18 protein-coding genes are annotated in these 18,221 nt (G+C 65.9%); 5 read left to right on the top strand and 13 right to left on the bottom strand.

Annotated features, from left to right (window positions below):
• Nucleotides 1-212: 212 nt before the first annotated feature.
• From ACETPF_RS18775 to ACETPF_RS18725, 11 genes are all read right to left on the bottom strand, one after another.
• A complete protein-coding gene (locus ACETPF_RS18775) occupies nt 213-845 on the bottom strand; it encodes a LolA family protein (protein WP_373936134.1) in 633 nt (210 codons plus the stop codon).
• A 96-nt stretch (nt 846-941) separates the two neighbouring features.
• The gene (locus tag ACETPF_RS18770; protein WP_373936133.1) at nt 942-2,060 is read right to left on the bottom strand and encodes a helix-turn-helix transcriptional regulator; all 1,119 of its coding nucleotides are present in this window, start codon (nt 2,058-2,060) and stop codon (nt 942-944) included.
• 178 nt (nt 2,061-2,238) lie between these two features.
• The gene (locus tag ACETPF_RS18765) at nt 2,239-4,560 is read right to left on the bottom strand and encodes an FtsK/SpoIIIE family DNA translocase (protein ID WP_373936132.1); all 2,322 of its coding nucleotides are present in this window, start codon (nt 4,558-4,560) and stop codon (nt 2,239-2,241) included.
• 236 nt (nt 4,561-4,796) lie between these two features.
• Entirely contained in the window at nt 4,797-5,294 is a 498-nt protein-coding gene (locus ACETPF_RS18760) for a GNAT family N-acetyltransferase (RefSeq protein WP_373936131.1), read from the bottom strand.
• The gene (locus tag ACETPF_RS18755) at nt 5,291-6,181 is read right to left on the bottom strand and encodes a DMT family transporter (protein ID WP_373936130.1); all 891 of its coding nucleotides are present in this window, start codon (nt 6,179-6,181) and stop codon (nt 5,291-5,293) included. The genes ACETPF_RS18760 and ACETPF_RS18755 overlap by 4 nt, the downstream gene beginning before the upstream one ends.
• Before the next feature lie 86 nt (nt 6,182-6,267).
• On the bottom strand, nt 6,268-7,017 hold the full coding sequence (locus tag ACETPF_RS18750) for a hypothetical protein (RefSeq protein ID WP_373936129.1): 750 nt from the start codon (nt 7,015-7,017) through the stop codon (nt 6,268-6,270).
• Between the two features lie 129 nt (nt 7,018-7,146).
• Nucleotides 7,147-8,307, bottom strand: coding sequence for a flavodoxin-dependent (E)-4-hydroxy-3-methylbut-2-enyl-diphosphate synthase (ispG, locus tag ACETPF_RS18745; RefSeq protein ID WP_373936128.1), 1,161 nt, complete (start codon nt 8,305-8,307; stop codon nt 7,147-7,149).
• Nucleotides 8,308-8,359: 52 nt separating this feature from the next.
• Nucleotides 8,360-9,661 carry an OmpP1/FadL family transporter gene (locus ACETPF_RS18740; RefSeq protein WP_373936127.1) on the bottom strand — a complete coding sequence of 434 codons (1,302 nt, stop codon included), beginning with the start codon at nt 9,659-9,661 and terminating at the stop codon, nt 8,360-8,362.
• A gap of 399 nt (nt 9,662-10,060) precedes the next feature.
• Nucleotides 10,061-11,431 (bottom strand): phosphoglucomutase/phosphomannomutase PgmG, encoded by a 1,371-nt coding sequence (gene pgmG, locus ACETPF_RS18735; RefSeq protein ID WP_373936126.1) that lies wholly within the window; start codon nt 11,429-11,431, stop codon nt 10,061-10,063.
• Nucleotides 11,428-11,844: a J domain-containing protein gene (locus ACETPF_RS18730; RefSeq protein ID WP_373936125.1), complete on the bottom strand. Its 417-nt coding sequence runs from the start codon at nt 11,842-11,844 to the stop codon at nt 11,428-11,430. The genes pgmG and ACETPF_RS18730 overlap by 4 nt, the downstream gene beginning before the upstream one ends.
• Nucleotides 11,844-12,650, bottom strand: coding sequence for a division plane positioning ATPase MipZ (locus ACETPF_RS18725; protein ID WP_373936124.1), 807 nt, complete (start codon nt 12,648-12,650; stop codon nt 11,844-11,846). The genes ACETPF_RS18730 and ACETPF_RS18725 overlap by 1 nt, the downstream gene beginning before the upstream one ends.
• Nucleotides 12,651-12,752: 102 nt before the next feature.
• On the opposite strand from ACETPF_RS18725, the gene panC reads away from it, so the two are divergent.
• Nucleotides 12,753-13,598 (top strand): pantoate--beta-alanine ligase, encoded by an 846-nt coding sequence (gene panC, locus ACETPF_RS18720; RefSeq protein WP_373936123.1) that lies wholly within the window; start codon nt 12,753-12,755, stop codon nt 13,596-13,598.
• A gap of 7 nt (nt 13,599-13,605) precedes the next feature.
• Here panC and ACETPF_RS18715 read toward each other — a convergent pair whose 3' ends face one another.
• The gene (locus tag ACETPF_RS18715; RefSeq protein ID WP_373936122.1) at nt 13,606-14,046 is read right to left on the bottom strand and encodes a CopD family protein; all 441 of its coding nucleotides are present in this window, start codon (nt 14,044-14,046) and stop codon (nt 13,606-13,608) included.
• A 13-nt stretch (nt 14,047-14,059) separates the two neighbouring features.
• Complete coding sequence (hemE, locus tag ACETPF_RS18710; protein WP_373936120.1) at nt 14,060-15,103, bottom strand: uroporphyrinogen decarboxylase; 1,044 nt, start codon at nt 15,101-15,103, stop codon at nt 14,060-14,062.
• A gap of 287 nt (nt 15,104-15,390) precedes the next feature.
• On the opposite strand from hemE, the gene ACETPF_RS18705 reads away from it, so the two are divergent.
• Genes ACETPF_RS18705 through coaE form a run of 4 tightly spaced genes read left to right on the top strand, consistent with a single transcriptional unit; the run spans nt 15,391 to nt 18,220 of the window.
• Entirely contained in the window at nt 15,391-16,215 is an 825-nt protein-coding gene (locus tag ACETPF_RS18705; protein ID WP_373936119.1) for a pyruvate, water dikinase regulatory protein, read from the top strand.
• On the top strand, nt 16,212-16,805 hold the full coding sequence (locus tag ACETPF_RS18700; protein WP_373936118.1) for a Maf family protein: 594 nt from the start codon (nt 16,212-16,214) through the stop codon (nt 16,803-16,805). The genes ACETPF_RS18705 and ACETPF_RS18700 overlap by 4 nt, the downstream gene beginning before the upstream one ends.
• Nucleotides 16,802-17,626: a shikimate dehydrogenase gene (gene aroE, locus ACETPF_RS18695; RefSeq protein ID WP_373936117.1), complete on the top strand. Its 825-nt coding sequence runs from the start codon at nt 16,802-16,804 to the stop codon at nt 17,624-17,626. Before ACETPF_RS18700 ends, aroE begins: the two co-directional genes overlap by 4 nt.
• Nucleotides 17,627-18,220: a dephospho-CoA kinase gene (gene coaE / locus ACETPF_RS18690; RefSeq protein WP_373936116.1), complete on the top strand. Its 594-nt coding sequence runs from the start codon at nt 17,627-17,629 to the stop codon at nt 18,218-18,220.
• Nucleotide 18,221: the final 1 nt, after the last annotated feature.

Here is an 18,221-nt window from a genome sequence, read left to right as displayed (position 1 = left end):
GACGCGCGCAAAGTAAGACCCCCGCTCCGGGGGCGTGGAACGGGGGTCTCGATCGCGCCCTTGAAGCGCTTCGCGGCGGGAGCTGGGGACCGGGTAACAGGGGGGAAATCCCGGTTTGGTCTCGCGCCGTGGATTTCTGATTAGCGGGCAGCAGATGAGCGCGCGATGAACGGACCTTTCAGATTTTCCGTCCGTCGCGCGTCAGCGCCGGTTCAACCGCTCGATCGGCCACGCGGACGCGGATCGGTCCAACGAAAAGTCGAATCTGGCACGGTCACACCATAGGCTTGGTTGGTGAGGCGCACGGCGGTGCGGTTGTTTTGCGAATCGAGCGCTACCCAGCCGTAGAGCTGCAACCCCGCCGGGCTTGCCGCGTCGCGGCGGAAGATCATGGTGATCGTCCCGAATTCGGGCCGCTTGGGATCGCGCGCCTGAACGCTCAGGATCGATGGATCGCCGCTCGGCACCACCTTGCCGAACTTCGATAGATCCTTGGTCGGATCGATCAGCGCGCCGAGCGGGGAATTGCCGATCGGCCAACGCTGCACCTGCCGCACTTCATAGTCGATCATGGTCAGCGCCTTGCCGTCGCCCACGATCAGCAGCGGCACGCCCTTTTGATATTGGAACCGGATCTTGCCCGGCTGTTTCAGCGTCAGCTTGCCGGTCAGAGTCTGGCCGCTGCGGTCGGTCTGGCTAAAATCGGCGGTCATCGTCGTCACCGCGCGAATATAGGCGCTGACCCGCGCCAGATCCGGCTGGCCCTGCTGCGCGGCGGCGGGCAGAGCGAAAGGAAGGGCGATCGCGACGGGCGCGGCCGACAGCGCCAGGAACAGGGGCTTCATCGAAAAGGTCTCCGGTTGTTACGGATGCGGTTTACGTCGGACGGTTTGAACGACCCGTGAACCCAGCCGTTCCGTGCCGGTCATCCGGCTCGCGCCTCAGAGATTGAAGCGGCCGATAAGGGTCGCGAGCGCCGTCGCTTTCGACACCCCGGTCTTTTGCAGCACGGCCCGCACCTGAGCCCGCACGGTTTCGGTGCTGACGCCGCGGCCGGCGGCGATCTCGTTCGCTGTCATGCCCGATGCCAGGTCGAGTGCCACCGCCGCCTCGGCCGGAGAAAGGCCGAAGGCCTGCATCAGCAGATGGCGAGGCTCCGCCACCGACCGCGGCAAGGTGACGTGAACGATGCAGGCAGCGTCGGAGAAGAAATGGAACGCGCCTGGGGGCACCGGCGCCACGTCCACGCGGCATGCGCGGCCAGCGGCATCGGTCAAGGCGAGAGTCGTGCCGCGCAGCTGCACCGGACTGTCGTCGAAACGCCTGGTCGCGCGGCGCAACGCGCCTTGCAGCGCCTCGTCCTGCCGGTCGAGCGCAGCCTTGAGGCAGGCATAACGCAGGCACAGCATGTCGCCCGCTTCGACGAGCGACTCCGCAGCCGCGCTGCACGCAACCACCCGGCCGGCACGATCACAAAGAAAGACCGTCAGACCGAGCAGGTCCGCTGAATCCATCGCGAGACGGACATCCCTGTCGTTAAGCCGCCGCTGAAGCTTTACGGCTGCCTGCACATGCGGCAGCAGCTTTGCCATGACCTCCTTGTCCGCCTGCTGCGGATGATCCTGGCGGCGGGTGCGCAAAACCGCTGCGACGGAGCGTTGATCTGCGGTGGGCGGCAGGGTGCCCACCATCAGGAAGCGAGCATCGAACGGGTCGAACAGTTCGCGGTAGAAGGGGGACGCCTCCTGTTCCTCGCGCGGGAGAACGTCATCATCGCAACTGATGCTCAACGCAGGCGCAAACAGCGCCGGCGCGCGCGGATTGAGGCTGGGGATCGCACCACCGCGCCTTTCCCATTCCTGCACGGCGTCGGCAGGCATCAACGGGACGCGGTTGACACGAATGTCACCCTTGGCATCGACCATCAGCAGCTGCGCGGTCCAGCCGCCGCACACCTGGCCAAGCAGCGTCAGCGCCTCGTCCCACTCATCCGGTTCGAAGGGCGCGGCGGCAAAGGCCAGGATAGCGCGCTCTTCCAGAGTGGCCGGCTTGCCCTTCACCCCCAACCTTTCCTAATATTTGTTAAGGTTTCCTTTTATGTAGAAGAAGATGGGCACCTGACAAGATTGTTAGGTTTAACAAAGGCTGTCATAAATTGACAGAAAGACGATTTGCTGGAGCTGACGTGCATCTGTCCTGTCAGCGACAGCACAGCATGCGAACCGGGCTGAACTGGATTTAGACCGGATTGCCGTTTTCGTCGCGCAGCACTTCGCGGCGGCCGACATGATTGGGCGGGCCGACCAGCCCTTCCTCCTCCATCTTTTCGATGAGGCGCGCGGCACTGTTATATCCGACACGAAGCTGCCGCTGGAGCCAGCTGGTCGAGGCTTTCTGATTTTCGAACACGAGCTGGCACGCCTTGCGGAAGAGCTGCGCGTCGGCGCTGTCGTCGCCCAGGTCCACGCCCTCCAGTGCGAAGCTGCCTTCCTCCGGCTCCTCGGTGACGGCGGAGATATAGTCGGGCTGGCCCTGCGCGCGCCAGTGATCGGCGACGACCCGCACCTCGTCGTCGGACACGAACGGGCCATGGACGCGGGTCAGCCCCTTGCCGCCATGCATGTAGAGCATGTCGCCCTTGCCGAGCAGTTGTTCCGCGCCCTGTTCGCCCAGGATCGTGCGGCTGTCGATCTTGGACGTGACGAAGAAGCTGATCCGCGTCGGCAGGTTCGCCTTGATGACGCCGGTGATGACGTCGACCGACGGGCGCTGGGTCGCGAGGATCAGGTGGATGCCCGCCGCGCGCGCCTTCTGCGCCAGCCGCTGGATCAGGAATTCGACCTCCTTGCCCGCGGTCATCATGAGGTCGGCAAGTTCGTCCACCACCACCACGATCTGCGGCAGCGGCTGGAAATTGAGCTGCTCCTCCTCATAGATCGGCTTGCCGCTTTCGGGATCATAGCCGGTCTGGACCCGGCGGCCGAGCGGCTTGCCCTTGGCCTTCGCCGCGCGCACCTTCTCGTTGTAATTGGCGAGGTTGCGGACGGAGATGGACGCCATCATCCGATAGCGGTCCTCCATCTGCTCGACCGCCCATTTGAGCGCGCGGATCGCCTTGCTCGGTTCGGTGACGACCGGCGAAAGCAGATGCGGAATGTCGTCATAGGTCGACAGTTCCAGCATCTTGGGGTCGATCATGATGAGGCGCAGCTGATCGGGCGTCATGCGGTAGAGCAAGGACAGGATCATGGCGTTCAGGCCCACCGACTTGCCCGACCCGGTCGTACCCGCGATCAGCAGGTGCGGCATGGGGGCGAGGTCGGCAATGATCGGTTCGCCGGAGATATTCTTGCCCAGGATGATGGGCAGCGTCGCTTCCTGGGCGAATTGTTCCGACGTGATAAGTTCGCGGAACGACACGCCCTCACGATGGGCGTTGGGCAATTCGATGCCGATCACGGTGCGGCCGGGGATCGTCGCAACACGCGCGGAGAGCGCCGACATGTTGCGCGCGATGTCGTCGGCCAGCGCGATCACGCGGCTCGCCTTGATGCCGGGGGCGGGCTCCAGTTCGTACATGGTAACGACCGGGCCGGGACGGACCTCGACGATATTGCCCTTCACATGGAAGTCGTCGAGCACCGATTCGAGCAACCGGGCGTTGCGCTCCAGCGCCGCCTTGTCGATCTTCCCCCCCTGGTTCGCGGGGATGGGGTTCAGCAGGTCGGGCGAGGGCAGGGACGAATGACCGAACAGATCGTCCTGGCTGACCGGGGCCATGGCGCGCTGCACCGGCGCGGGCTTGGGGCTCTGAATGGTGATCGGCGGCTTGGGCTCGTTCGATACCTGCTTGCGCGGCGCGATGACCCGCTCGGCCACATCCTCGTCATCCTGATCCTCTTCCGCCGGCGCGCTCGCCGCGAAGGCGAGGCTGGGGCGCGGCAGGCTGAGGCGCGGCAGGGTGGGCCGACGCATCGCGATCAGCGGCTTTTCCAGCGCCAGGCTGCGATAGCAGGCGAAGAGGCCGGCGATCAGCGCGACGACGACCAGCGCGCCCCTGATCCACGGCGCAGCGACGGGCGCCTGCGCCATGAGGCTTGCGACGCCCTTGGCGGTGACGAGGCCGATGACCCCGCCCCAGCCGGCGGGCAGGCCGACCAGCGGCTCGGTCTGAAACAAGGCCAGCGCGATGCCGACCAGAGCGATGCCGAGCAGACACTTGCCGGATTGCGCCTTCCACCCGCTCATGTCCTGATCGCCCCAGAGCCGCCGGGCGGTGACCGCCATCAGCGGCAGGACCAGCGCCACCGGCACGCCGAGCAGCCAGAGCAGGAAATCGGCCGTCCATGCGCCAGGCGAACCCATGATATTGGATATCTGATCGCCCGCCACGGTGTTCATCGACGGGTCGCTTGGCGCATAGCTCAACAGCGCCAGCGCCAGGAACAGGGTGGCGGCGATCAGCGCCAGCGCGCTGATCAGCGCGCCGCTGCGGATGAGGCTGCGCTTCAGCATTTCGCGCCATTCCGGCGATCGCTTGACGGTGCGGCCGACGGCCATAACTACCCCATGTCCCCCAAATGTTCCGTTTCGGCACAATGCGCCGAGCGGGGAGTCCGCGTCAAGCCTGCCCGCCGGCGGCTCGTCGCGCCGCTCACTCCGTAACAATCCTTATTACGGCGCCCGGCCGCCCCGCCCTAAGGTCGTCGGCAGAGGAGAAAGTCCGATGATCGCCAGCTTCTATCCCGTTCTCGTCGTCGCAGCCCTGGGGTTCTTCGCGGCGATCCTGATCACGGTCAGCGTCGAGGACTGGCGGAGCAACTGAGCGCCGCCAGCGCATCGCCATCGACCCGCTGCACCGTCCATTCGTCCATCGGCTTTGCCCCGAGCGAGCGATAGAAGGCGATTGCGGGCGCATTCCAGTCAAGCACCGACCATTCGAGCCGCGCGCAATCGCGCTCGATCGTGATCTGCGCCAGCCGCGCGAGCAACGCCTTGCCCGCGCCAAGGCCACGCGCTTCCGGCACGACGAACAAATCCTCCAGATAGATGCCCGGCCGCCCCTCGAAGGTCGAGAAATTGTGGAAGAAGAGGGCGAAGCCGATCGCCGCGCCGTGATGCTCGGCGATCAGCACCTCGGCCATGGGTCGTGGGCCGAAGAGATGGCGGGCGAGCGTGTCGCGATCGGCCTTAACCTCATGCGCCAGCCGCTCATAGTCGGCGAGCGCCAGGATGAAGCCACGGATGGTATCAATGTCGCCGGCCGACGCCGGGCGGATGAGGATATCGGTCATGCGGCTCCTGCTTCGACATGGGCAAGGTCCGCCCGTTTCGCCCGCGCGGCGATCATGCAACCGGCGATGATCAGCACCGCGCCGGCAATGGTGGTCGCCGTTACCCGCTCGCCGAACGCCAGCCAGCCGACGATCGAGGCCCAGAGAAAGGCGCTATATTCGACCGGGATGAGCCGCTGCGCCTCGGCCCGCGCATAAGCCCATGCCAAGGTGGCGAGCGAGGTGAAGGCGAGCGTGGCTGCCAGAGCAATGAATGGAACAGCCGTAATCGGCGGCAGCGCGAGCCACATCGGCGCGCCCAGCGCGAACACGCCGAGCATCACCAGATGCTGGAAGAAGGCGACCTCTACCGGGGAGGCGATCTGCGCCTGCTGGCGCTGGATCACGAGGTTCCAGGCGAACAGCACCGCCGAGGCGAGCGTCGCCAGCGCACCAAGCAGCGCATCCGCCTCATAGCGGCCCTGAAGCCGCCCCGACAGGATGATCGCGACCCCGACCAGTCCCAGGAGGGACGCGCCGATCGCCTGCCGCCCGACCGTCTCCTTGAGCAGCAGCGCGGCGAGATAGAGGGCGATGAGCGGCGCGATGAAGGACAGGGCGATCGCTTCGGCAATCGGCAGGCGCATCAGCGCCCAGAAGAAGAGCGCCGCCATCAGCGCCACCACGACCCCGCGCAGCAGGTGGATGCGCATGACCGGCGGCGCGGGCCAGCCCCGCCGCGTGGCCCGCATCAGTATCGCGCCCAGCAGCGTCCCCGTCAACGCCCGCCAGAACAGCGCATTGTAGAGGCCGATCGACAGGCTCAGCCCCTTCATCACCGCGTCCATCACCGAAAACAGCGCAACGCCGAGGCAACAGACGGCAAAGGGGATGGCGACGCGATTCATGGCATCGCCTTAGCGGACCGGAACCGCCCCGTCATCGCCCCTCCCCGCCGAAATTCGGGCGTGGCGCAGTCCGGCCGTCTGCTGCATCAAAGGCTATGCCACTGCCCATCCTCGTCGCTGCGGGCGACGATGGTCAGCGATGCGGGGTCGATCTCCACCAGATCCTGACCGAAATCGAACAGCCAGGCATAGCCCTGCGATACGCGCCAGTAGCGGGTCGCTTCATCAAAATAACCGCCGTCGCCGCATACCGCGACCGGGGAGCCATCCGCGCTGGTCGATCCTTTGGGATCGGTATCGACCACCATCGCGTCGCTCGGCCATTCGGGCACGCGCGCCGGACGGGCGTTGCAGCGCGCCGCTTCCTTGAGGTCTTCTATCAGGCTGCGGGCGCGCTGGGTGACGGCGGCGGCGGGATCGCCATCGGCGACGTAGAACCACGCGACTGGGCGCGGCTCCGGCAGCTTGCCATCCATTGCCGATTCCACCAGTTGCAATTCCGCGCGCTCCGCGCCCCCGCCATATTCGATGCGGGCCGCCTTTTTGCCGCATTGCAGCCCCCGGTATAACAGCACGTCGCCGCCCGCCAGCTCGGTTTCCGCGACCTGCCAGGCGCAGCCGTCCGGCGCCTGGAGCGATACCGCCCTGTCTCCTTGAAGATAGGCGACCGCCCGTCCCTGGCATAGGCCGGTGAGCGCCAATCGTGGGCCGTCATCCGGGCAGGAGCCCGGCGCCTCCAGCTGCTTCGTCGCCACCCGATCGCTGCCATTGGTCGCATTGACGGCATTGTCGACAGCCGGTTGCGGCCCGCACCCGGCCACGCTGGCCAGCATCATGCCCATCCACAAGCACTTGAAATGCACTGCGTCCTCCCCCTTCGGGTCCGGCCCCCCGGCCGGACATCATCAGGGATTTTTCGCGGCGCAGGGCAGCTTGTCAATCGTTAAACAGGGGCAACGACCGCGCTATTCCGCCGCTTCCGCCTTGCCGGCGTCGGTCGCTTCGGCCTCCAGCTTCGCCGCCTCGATTTCCGCCGCCTTGGCCTCCACCAGGGCGACGATATGGTCGATCATGCCTTCATCCTGCACCGTGTGATCGGTAAGGCCCGACAGATAGACCATATGCTTGCCCGCGCCCCCACCGGTCAGGCCGATGTCGGTCTCGCGCGCTTCGCCGGGGCCGTTGACGACGCAGCCCAGCACCGAAAGCGACAGGGGCGTGTGGATATGCTGAAGCCGTTCCTCCAGCGCCTGGACGGTGCGGATGACGTCGAAGCCCTGCCGGGCGCAGGACGGGCAGGAAATGACCTTGACCCCTCGGGTGCGGATGCCGAGCGACTTCAATATCTCGTAGCCGACCCGCACTTCTTCTTCCGGTTCGGCGGAGAGGGAGACGCGGATCGTGTCGCCGATGCCGGCCCAGAGCAGGTTGCCGATGCCGATGGCGCTCTTGACCGTACCGCCGATCAGGCCGCCCGCCTCGGTGATGCCCAGATGCAGCGGGCAGTCGACCGCGTCGGCCAGTTGCATATAGGCGGCGACGGCGAGGAACACGTCGCTCGCCTTCACCGCGACCTTATATTCGTGGAAATCCTGGTCCTGGAGCAGCTTGATATGATCGAGCGCGCTCTCCACCAGCGCCTCGGGGCAGGGCTCGCCATATTTTTCGAGCAGATCCTTTTCGAGGGAGCCGGCATTGACGCCGATGCGGATCGAGCAGCCATTGGCCTTGGCCGCATCCACCACTTCCTTGACCCGCGCCTCGCTGCCGATGTTGCCGGGGTTGATCCGCAGGCAGGCGGCACCCGCATCGGCGGCTTCCAGCGCGCGCTTATAGTGGAAATGGATGTCGGCGACGATCGGCACGCGCGCCGCGCGGACGATCTGCTTGAGGGCTGCGGTGGATTCCTCGTCGGGGCAGGAGACGCGGATGATGTCCACGCCCACCTCTTCGCAGCGGCGGATCTGGTCGACCGTCGCGCGCACGTCATGCGTGGGCGTGTTGGTCATCGTCTGCACCGTCACCGGCGCGCCGCCGCCCACGGGGACGTTGCCGACCATGATCTGGCGGCTCTGGCGGCGGGCGATGTCGCGCCAGGGGCGAAGGCCGGGATTATGATCGGACATGAAGAAGGGGCTCCGTAAGATACGAAGCCCCTATAGGGATATTCGATCGCGGTTAGAAGCGCAGCGTTACAGAAGCGGCGACCTGATCGGCGTTGCCGGTGGTGTCCGTGACCGTCGTGGCGGTGACCGTGGCGGGCGCGGGATAATAGCTGTCGGGCCGCACGATCCGCGCCTTGTCGACGAAGGTATGGGCGTAGCCGATATTGAGCGCGGCCGCGGGCGAGATGTTGTAGGTCGCCCCGGCCGACAGCCAGACGCGGTCGCCATCGGGCACGCGCGTCGTCAGAAGCTGCGGGTTCGTGGGCGTGCGGTCGAACATCGTGCCGGCGCGCAGCGTCAGCGCCGGGCTGACATCATATTCGCCGCCGGCGCTGAACGAGTAGCTGTCGCGATAGTCCAGTTCCTTGTTGCTTGTCCCGGTCGCGGTGGTGACGGCGATGCCCTTGAACTTCGACCAGTTATACCATTTGCCGGTCAGCATCGCGCGCAGATTGGGCGTCAGCCGGTGCATCATGCTGACGGTCACGATGTCGGGCAGGTTGAGCGGCGCGGTAGCAGCGAAATCGCCATTGCCGGCCGCGATCGGGCCGAGCAGCCCGGACACGCTCTGCGTGCCGGCCAGCTTGTGGGTGATGCCCGATCGATAATGAACCCCCCAGTTGGTGTCTCCGCTGGTGTAGAAGAGGCCGGCATTCCAGCCGATCGACCAGTCGTCGCCCTTGAGGCTGGCAAAACCGTCGGCGGGCGCGAGCGGCGATAGCTGCGGGAGGGCGTTGGTCAGGGTCGCCTTCACATATTGCACATCGACGCCGCCACCGATCGAGAGACCGTCGGTCAGTTCGTAGGCGGCGGACGGCTGGATATTGTAGGTCTTGAGATCGGTGTAGAGCGAGTCGTAACGGCCAAAGAAATCATCGTCATATTCCAGCTTCAGCCCGAACGGCGCATTGACGCCAAGGCCGAGCCACAGACGGTCGGTCAGCTGCGCGCTGGCGTAGAAGCTGGGCACCGGGGTCACGCTGTCGAACGGATTGCCGCCATCGCCGCCGGTCACGGGCAGGCGCAGCGGCGTGCCAGGCACGGTGCGGACCGTGCCGCGATTGGTCTGGTGCGCGAAGGGCATCAGCGCCGATGCGCCGGCCGAAATCTGGATGCCGGAAAGCTGGGTCATCGCGGCGGGATTGAAATAGATGGTCGAAGGGTCGTCACCCGCCGCCGCGCCACCGGACAAGGCGCGGCCGATTTCGACCGGGGACTGTTCCTGGAGGTAAAAGCCCCCCGCGAGCGCGGGCATGGGCGCGATCATCCCGCCGGCTACGAGCAGAAACGGGATGATGGGGTGGCGAAGGGACATGGCAAATCCTCTGCGTGTTGGCGACTCTGTCTGGTGCCGGTGGGTGGCGCGGCAACGCGCGAGCCCGGCTTATGAGCCAGGGCGCTTAGCAAAGACGTGGTTAAATTCCAGTGTGCGCCAGCGTCTGCGGGCTGCCCATGGCGCTTCGACGCTACGGCGCGCCGCGAAATAATGGGCAAAAAAAAGCCGCCCGAAGGCGGCCTTGAAGTTTTAGGAGAGGATGCCTGAAAGGCCCGTTTCTTTTGCGGGGCAGGGGGGATTGTTGCAAATGCGAAATATGCGCCTGCGATTGCATGTCTTGCAATCGTAGCATTTCGCTACCCATTCCGTAGGGGAAAGTAGGATCGCAATAGGAATGAAAATTCCTGTTTCAGCTATCGGCGGCTGTCTCAGACCCTATCAGACGACGCGAGACACGCCTGCCAGCGCCAGCTGCGAATCGAGGTCGTCCAGCAGCCGCGCCAGCCCCGATTCGTGCCGCGCCTCGGCCCGGGCGACGAGTGCGGCCTCGGTGTTCGACGCGCGCAACAGCCACCAGCCCTCTTCCCGCTGCACCCGCACGCCGTCGATCACGCACATATCCGCCCCCGCGTCGCGCAACCGCGCCCGCACTGCCTCGATCACCGCGAACTTGCGCGCTTCCGCGACAGGGAACCGCAGTTCCGGCGTGATGACGCTGCAAGGCAGGGCATCGACCATTTCGGTAACGCTGCGGCCCAGCGTTCCCACCAGCCGGATCAGCCGCACAGCGGCATAGAGCGCATCGTCATATCCGGGATGGTTGTCCGCGAAGAAGAGGTGGCCGGTGGTCTCGCCGCCCAGCGGGCTGCCGATCTGCTTCATTCTGGACTTGATATGGCTGTGCCCGGTTTTCCACATGTCGGGCTGTCCGCCCAGCGCCGCGATGCGATCGAACAGCGTCCGGCTGGCCTTCACATCCGCCACGATCGGCGCGCCGGGCCGGTTTTTCAGCACTTCTTCGGCGTACAAGCCAAGCAACTGGTCGCCCGCGATGGCCCGACCCTGCCCGTCCACCATGCCGATCCGGTCGCCATCGCCATCGAAAGCCACGCCGAAGTCGAGCTTTTTCGCGCGGACAAGCGCGCGCAGGTCGACCAGATTCCGGTCGAGCGAAGGATCGGGATGATGATGGGGAAAGTGGCCGTCTATATCGGTGAAGAGCAGATGATGCTCACCGGGCAGCAGCTTTACGAGCTGCTCGACCGCTTGCCCCGCCGCGCCATTGCCCGCGTCCCAGCCGATCCGGCAGGCTGGCCCGTCGAAGCCCTCGACCAGGCGCGCGACATAGGCGTCCAACATTTGGGCCGTCTCGATCTGTCCCGACCCGTGTGCCCAGTCCCCCGCCGCCGCCATGACGGCCAGCGTCCGGATATCCGCGCCGAAGAAGGGCGCGTGACGGTGCACCAGCTTGAAGCCATTCTGGTCGCCGGGATTATGGCTGCCGGTTATCTGAACGCCGCCATCCACATCGCCCGTCATTTCGGCATGATATAGCATCGGCGTCGGCCCGAGGCCGATCCGCAGCACGTCGATGCCGGTCGCGACCAGCCCCTCCACCAGCGCCGCCTCCAGCATCGGCGAGCTCAGCCGCCCGTCATAGCCGACCGCAATGCGGCGTCCGCCCGCGCGGCGCACGACCGTCCCGAAACTGCGCCCCAGCGCCCATGCGTCGGCGGCGTGGAGCGTCTTGCCCACCGTGCCACGCAGGTCATAGTCGCGCAGCAGCGTGGGATCGAAGCGGTGAGTCACCGCTCCCGGCGCGCGGCGAGCAGCAGGTCGCGGGCGGCGTTGATCTGCGCGGCGAGCGCCTCCGTCCCGCCCTTGTCCGGATGGACCGACGCGATCAGCCGGCGGTGCGCGGCGCGGATCGCGGCGGGATCGGCATCGGGTGCGACGCCCAGCAGCGCCCGCGCCTGCGCCAGATCGTCCGGCGTCGGCGCCTTCGCACGCAATTTTGCCCGCGCATTGCCCTGCTTGGCAAAAAAAAGCGCCGCGCCGACCAGCAATGGCGCGCCGATCACCGGCTTGCCCTTCGCCGCCAGCACCGCCCCCACCAATGCCGCGCCCAGCGCCATGCCGTCCTTCGCGGTCATCCGTTGCAATCTCCCCGTCCAGATCAGCCAGACCGCAAGGCCCGCCAGCAGCAGCGCCAGCAGCCCCATCAGGCCGCGCCGAGCAGGTCCATCGCGCCCACCCCCTCGCGCGTCGGCAGCGCCAGGCTCGACACCATCTCGCGCAATTCCTGCCGCGCGGCGATGTGGCTGACGCCCAGGTCCCCCAGATGCCCCTTGTCGAGCAGGGTAAGGCCAGAGGGGAAGAGTTCCCGGAAGATCACGCGCTCCGACAGGCCGGGGATCACCCGGAACCCGACCCGGCGGGAAAGCTCCATCAGCGCGTCGCCCACCCGCTTCTTGTTGCGCGCGTCCTGATGCTGAAGCCGGTTCCGCAGCACCACCCAGTCGATCGACACGCCATCCACCTTCGCCCGCGTCTTGCGCGTTTCGAAGATCAGCTCGGAATAGAAGGACAGGCGGCGGACCTTGAACGTTTCCGGATCGACCTGGCCGATGAGGTCGAAATCGACGAAACTGTCGTTCATCGGCGTGACCAGCGTGTTGGCGTGGGGGGCAATGTGCCGGGCGAAGACGTCGTCGCGCCCCGGCGTATCGACCACCAGGAAATCGCGCCCGACCGCCAGTTCGACGACCAGATCGTCCAGTGCGGCGATGCTGTCGCCGGTAAAGACCGCGAAATCCGGCGTCGGCAGGTCGACCCCGCGCCGGCGTGCGGTTTCGCGGCGGTTCTCCATGTAACGGGTGACGGTGCGCTGGCGCGGGTCGAGATCGATCATGCCGACATTGTGGCCCAGCGCCGACAGGGCGATCGCGGTGTGGACCGCCGTGGTCGACTTGCCCGTGCCACCCTTTTCATTGGCGAAGACGATGAGATGCGGCTGCGAAGTGCCCATTGATCGCGTGTGATCCCTGTTATCACAATCTGTATGTTGACGCTCCCGCCGGGCCATGCCTTTAGCGGGATATGCCCTCGCCTTATCGGAGCCCGTTGCCCCGTGCAAATATTGCGTGACCTGCCTTCTCTCCGCGCCGCCGTGGAGGCGTTGAAAGCCGACGGCAAGCAACTTGCGCTGGTGCCGACCATGGGCGCGTTGCATGACGGGCATATGGCGCTGGTCGAGGAAGCGCGGCGGCATGGGCGGCATGTCGTCGTGTCGATCTTCGTCAACCCGAAGCAGTTCGGCCCGAATGAGGATCTGGACGCCTATCCCCGGCGCGAGGCCAAGGACGCGCAGATGCTCGGCGCGGCGGGCGTCGACATTCTTTGGGCGCCCACGGTGGAGGTCATGTATCCGGCGGGCTTCGCCACCAATATCAGCGTGTCGGGGGTGAGCGAGGGGCTGGACGGCGCGGCACGGCCGGGCCATTTCGACGGTGTCGCAACAGTCGTCGCCAAGCTGTTCAACCAGGTGCGGCCCGATGTCGCGGTCTTCGGCGAGAAAGATTACCAGCAGCTCGCGATCATCCGCCGCATGGTGGCGGACCTCGACTTGGGGATCGAGATCGTCGGGATGCCGACCCAGCGGGCGGAGGATGGCCTCGCCCTCTCCTCGCGCAACGCTTATCTCAGCGACGAGGAGCGCAAGGCGGCGCTGGCGCTGCCCCGCGCGCTGGGCGAGGCCAAGCGGCAGATCGAAAAGGGCGAGCCGGTCGATGCGGCGCTGGCCAAGGCGGTGGCGACACTCAGCCAGCATGGCTTCGGTCCCATCGACTATGTGACGCTATGCGACGCGGCGACCCTGGAACCGATCCACGCCGCCGATCGCCCCGCCCGCCTGCTCGGCGCGGCGAAGCTCGGCAAGACCCGCCTCATCGACAATATCGCGGTCGATCCGGCCTGACGCATCGTCAAAAAGGCTTCACGATCACCGCGATCACGATCACCGCGGCGGCGACGCCGGGAATTTCGTTCATCAGGCGCAGCTGCCGGTCGGTGAGCGTCCGCTGCCCCTTTGCCAGCTTCTTCGCGTAGCCCGCGATCCAGCCATGATAGGCGGAGAGGCCGAGGACGAAGAGCAACTTCAGGTGGAACCAGCCGAAGCTCCACGCGCCGATCTCGACCATCAGCATGAGGCCGAACAGCCAGACGAGGATCAACGACGGGTTGAGGATGATCTTGAGCAGCCGGGTTTCCCGCTCGACCCACTTGCGGTCTTCGGGCGATCCGGGCGCGGTTTCCTGATGATAGACGAAGAAGCGCGGCATCATGAACAGCCCCGCCATCAGAAAGATCACGAAGATGACATGGGCGGCCTTCACCCAGAGATAGGCGGCGCCAAGATAGGCCATGGGTCAGTGCTCCTTATCGCCGCACATAGCTAATGAGCGCTTCGACATGCGCAATGGGCGTATCGGGCAAAATGCCATGGCCAAGATTGAGGATATGCGGCCGGCCGGTAAACGCGGCGCGGATCGTGTCCACCGCCTGCTCGACCGCCGCGCCACCGGCGATCAATGCGAGCGGATCGAGATTGCCCTGCACCGGCATCCCGGCGGGAAGCGCCTGGTTGGCCCAGTGCGGATCGATCGTCTCATCGACGCCGACCGCATCGACCCCGGTTTGCCGGGCATAATCGGCCAGCTTCGCCCCCGCGCCCTTGGGAAAGCCGATGACGGGAATGCCGGGGTGGATGGCTTTCAGCTTCTCCACGATGCGGCGATTGGGCTCGATCACCCAGCGGGCGAACTGCGCCGGCGAAAGGCTTCCCGCCCAGCTGTCGAACAGCTGCACCGCTTCCACGCCCGCCTCGATCTGGCCGGAAAGATAGGTGACGGTCGCGTCGATGATCGCGTCGATCAGCGCGGAGAAACGCTCTTCCTGTTGATAGGCCATGCGCCGCGCGAGCCCATGATCCTTGCTGCCCTGCCCCGCGACCATATAGGTGGCGACGGTCCAGGGGCTTCCTGCAAAGCCCAGGAAGGTGACGGCGGGGTCCAGCGCCGCTTTCACCCGCCGCACCGTCTCATACACCGCCTCGAACCGGGAAAAGTCGGGGCTGAGCGCCGCCAGGTCGGTCTCAGCGAGGATCGGGGCAAGGCGCGGGCCTTCCCCTGCCTCGAACCACAGATCCTGTCCCATGGCATAGGGCACGATCAATATGTCGGAAAAGAGGATCGCGCCGTCGAAGCCGAAACGGCGCAACGGCTGGAGCGTCACGTCCGCCGCCGCCTGGCTGTCATAGACGAGTTCGAGGAAGCCGCCCTTCTGCGCCCGCAGAGCGCGATATTCGGGCAGGTATCGCCCCGCCTGCCGCATCAGCCACATGGGGGGCACGTCGAAAACCTCCCCACGCAGGACGCCGAGCAGAGGCTTTTCGATCAAGCCGGGAAGAGCGTCCACGGGCATCTCATTCTCTCTTAATAATAGATTCAAGGGTTGATGGAGATAGATGCTCCGTTGGCAGCGGGGTTTATGCGCTGTGCCCCGATTTGCCAACAGCTTGACTCTCCGAAGGGACGCAACCCCGTTCGAGTCAGGCGGTTTACCCCCGTTACCCACAGGCTGTGGACGAAATCACGCGCCTGTTGGGGGCATGTGGATAAGAGTCCCGCCTGCGGGGATGGACATTGGGCGGGATTCCATCCCCGATTTCATCCCTTGCTTTATCCACAGCCTGCCCACAGACATGCCCCATGGCGCGCATCCATCTGCACCTCCTCTCCGACTCCACCGGCGAGACGCTGGAGAATATCGCCAAGGCGGCGATCGGCCTGTTCGAAAATGTCGAGGCGATCCGCCATTTCTGGCCGATGGTGCGATCCGACGTCCATCTCGACCGGATCATGGAGGAGATTTCCGCCAACCCCGGTCTCGTCCTCTTCACTCTCACCAACCATCTTTTGCGCAAGCGGCTGGAGACACGGTGCCGCGCGCTCGGCCTGCCGCATGTCGCCGCGCTCGACAGCGTGGCCGACGCGCTCTCCAACATATTAGGGCAGGAAACGCGGACCCGGCCGGGACGCAAGCATATCCTCGACGAAGCCTATTTCGCGCGGATCGAAGCGATCCAGTTCACCATCGCCCATGACGACGGGGTGAGCCACGAAAATTGGGAGGAGGCCGACATCGTCCTTGCCGGCGTGTCGCGCGCGTCCAAGACGCCGACCTCCATCTATCTCGCCAATCGCGGCTACAAGACCGCGAATATCCCGCTGGTCCCGGAATCGCCGCCGCCGCGCAGCCTCTTTTCGCTGAAGCATCCGATGGTCGTGGGCCTTACGGTCAGCCCCGAGCGGCTGATCCAGATCCGCCGCAACCGGCTGCTGTCGCTCAACCAGGCGCCCGCAACCGCCTATGTCGACAGCGACAAGGTGCAGGCCGAACTCGCCTTTGCCCGGCGCATGTTCGCCGACAATGGCTGGCCGGTGATCGACATGACCCGCCGATCGATCGAGGAAGCGGCCGCCGCGATCATCAACCTGTTCAACGACCGCGAACTGGCGGAGGCGGAAGCATGATCGTCCTCGCCTCGCAAAGCGCCAGCCGCCGCGCGATGCTGACCGCTGCCGGCGTGCCGTTCGAGCCGCTATCTCCGCAAGTGGACGAGGAAGCGGCGAAGGACGCGTTGCGCGGCGACGGGCTCGACGCCCGGGCGCTGGCCGATGCGCTGGCGGAATTGAAGGCGCTCAGGGTGTCGCGCCGCGCGCCGGGCACTCTGGTCCTTGGATGCGACCAGACGCTCTCGCTCGATGATGGCAGCATGATCGACAAGGCGGTGGACCGGGCGGACGCCGCGCGGATTCTACGCCTGCTGTCGGGCCGTGTGCATCATCTCCACAGCGCAGCGGTGATAGCAATGAATGGCGATCCGGTCTGGCGGCATATCGAGCGTGTGCGGATGACGGTGCGACCCTTGTCCGATACCTTTATCGAGGCTTATCTCGACGCCGACTGGGAGCAACTGCGCTGGTGCGTCGGCTGCTACCGGATCGAGGGGCCGGGAGCGCAGCTCTTCAGCAAGGTCGAAGGCAGCCAGTTCGCGATCCAGGGTCTGCCGCTGCTACCCCTGCTTGACTTTCTGCGCGTGCGCGGCGTTCTGGCGGCATGACCGACCAACTGCCCTATGCCGAAGTCATCGGCGACCCGATCGCCCACAGCAAATCGCCGCTGATCCACAATTTCTGGCTCGATGCGCTGAATATCGAGGCGGAATATCGCAAGACCCATGTGACGGCGGATGGCCTCGCTGCCTATTTCCTAGCGCGGCGCGCCGATCCCGACTGGCTGGGGTGCAATGTCACCATTCCGCACAAGATCGCGGTCATGGACTATGTCGACGATCCGGGCGGCGTGCGGGACCGGATCGGGGCGGTCAACACCATCGCCAGCGAAACGGGCGGGCCGCTGATCGGCACCAATACCGACGCGGGCGGCTTCCTCCAGCCGCTGCTGCGCGACAAGTGGAAGGGCAGAAGCGCTCTGATCGTCGGCGCGGGCGGCGCGGCGCGCGCGATCCTCTTCGCGCTCACGACATTGGGCGTGCCGGACATTAGCATCATGGTCCGCGATGCGGCCAAAGGACAGGGGCTGCTCGACCGGGCGGGGGTGAAGGGCCGGGTGATCGGCATGACCGACGCGCTGCCACCGGTCGACCTGCTGGTCAATTCGACCTCGCTCGGCATGGTCGGCCAGCCGGTTTTCGAGCCCGAGCTTTCGCCCCTGCCCGCTACCGCGACCGTCTATGACATCGTTTATGCGCCGCTCGAAACCGGGCTGCTGAAGGCCGCGCGGGCGCGGGGATTGAAGACGCTCGACGGCCTTGAAATGCTGATCGGGCAGGCGGCGCTGGCATTCGACATCTTCTTCGACGCGGCCGCTCCCCGTGAGTTGGACGCCGAGTTGCGCGCGCTGCTGACGGCTGCGGACTAGATGAAAATCTACGGCCTGACCGGATCGATCGGCATGGGCAAGTCGGCGGTGGCGGCGATGTTCCGGCGCGAAGGCGTACCGCTGTTCGACGCCGACGCTGAAGTGCACCGCCTCCAGGGACCGGGCGGCGCGCTGCTGCGCGCGATCGAGGCGCGCTTCCCCGGTACCACCGGGCCGGCGGGCGTGGACCGGGCGAAGCTTGGCGCGGCGGTGTTCGGCCATCCGCATGAGCGCCGCGCGCTGGAAGCGATCGTTCATCCGGCGGTGCAGGCCAGCCGCCGCGCCTTTCTGCGCCGCCATCGCAGCCGCAAGTTCGTCATCCTCGACATCCCCCTGCTGTTCGAAACCCATGGGCACAAACGGCTTTCCGGCGTGATCGTCGTCACCGCCCCGGCGTGGAAGCAGCGCAAGCGGGTGCTGGCGCGGCCACGCATGACTCCGGCCAAATTCCGCCAGATCGTCCGACTTCAAACCCCCGACGCTGAAAAGCGCCGCCGCGCCGACCATGTCGTTCACACCGGCACCACTTTCGCCGATACACGGGCGCAGGTGCGGCGTCTGGTCGCTTGCCTTGGCGCGCAGACAGGCCGATAAG

Source organism: Sphingobium agrisoli (genome assembly GCF_041877245.1).
Taxonomy (GTDB): domain Bacteria; phylum Pseudomonadota; class Alphaproteobacteria; order Sphingomonadales; family Sphingomonadaceae; genus Sphingobium.
Note: the sequence above shows the minus strand (reverse complement) of the source record. Positions and strands in the feature narration are given on the sequence as shown.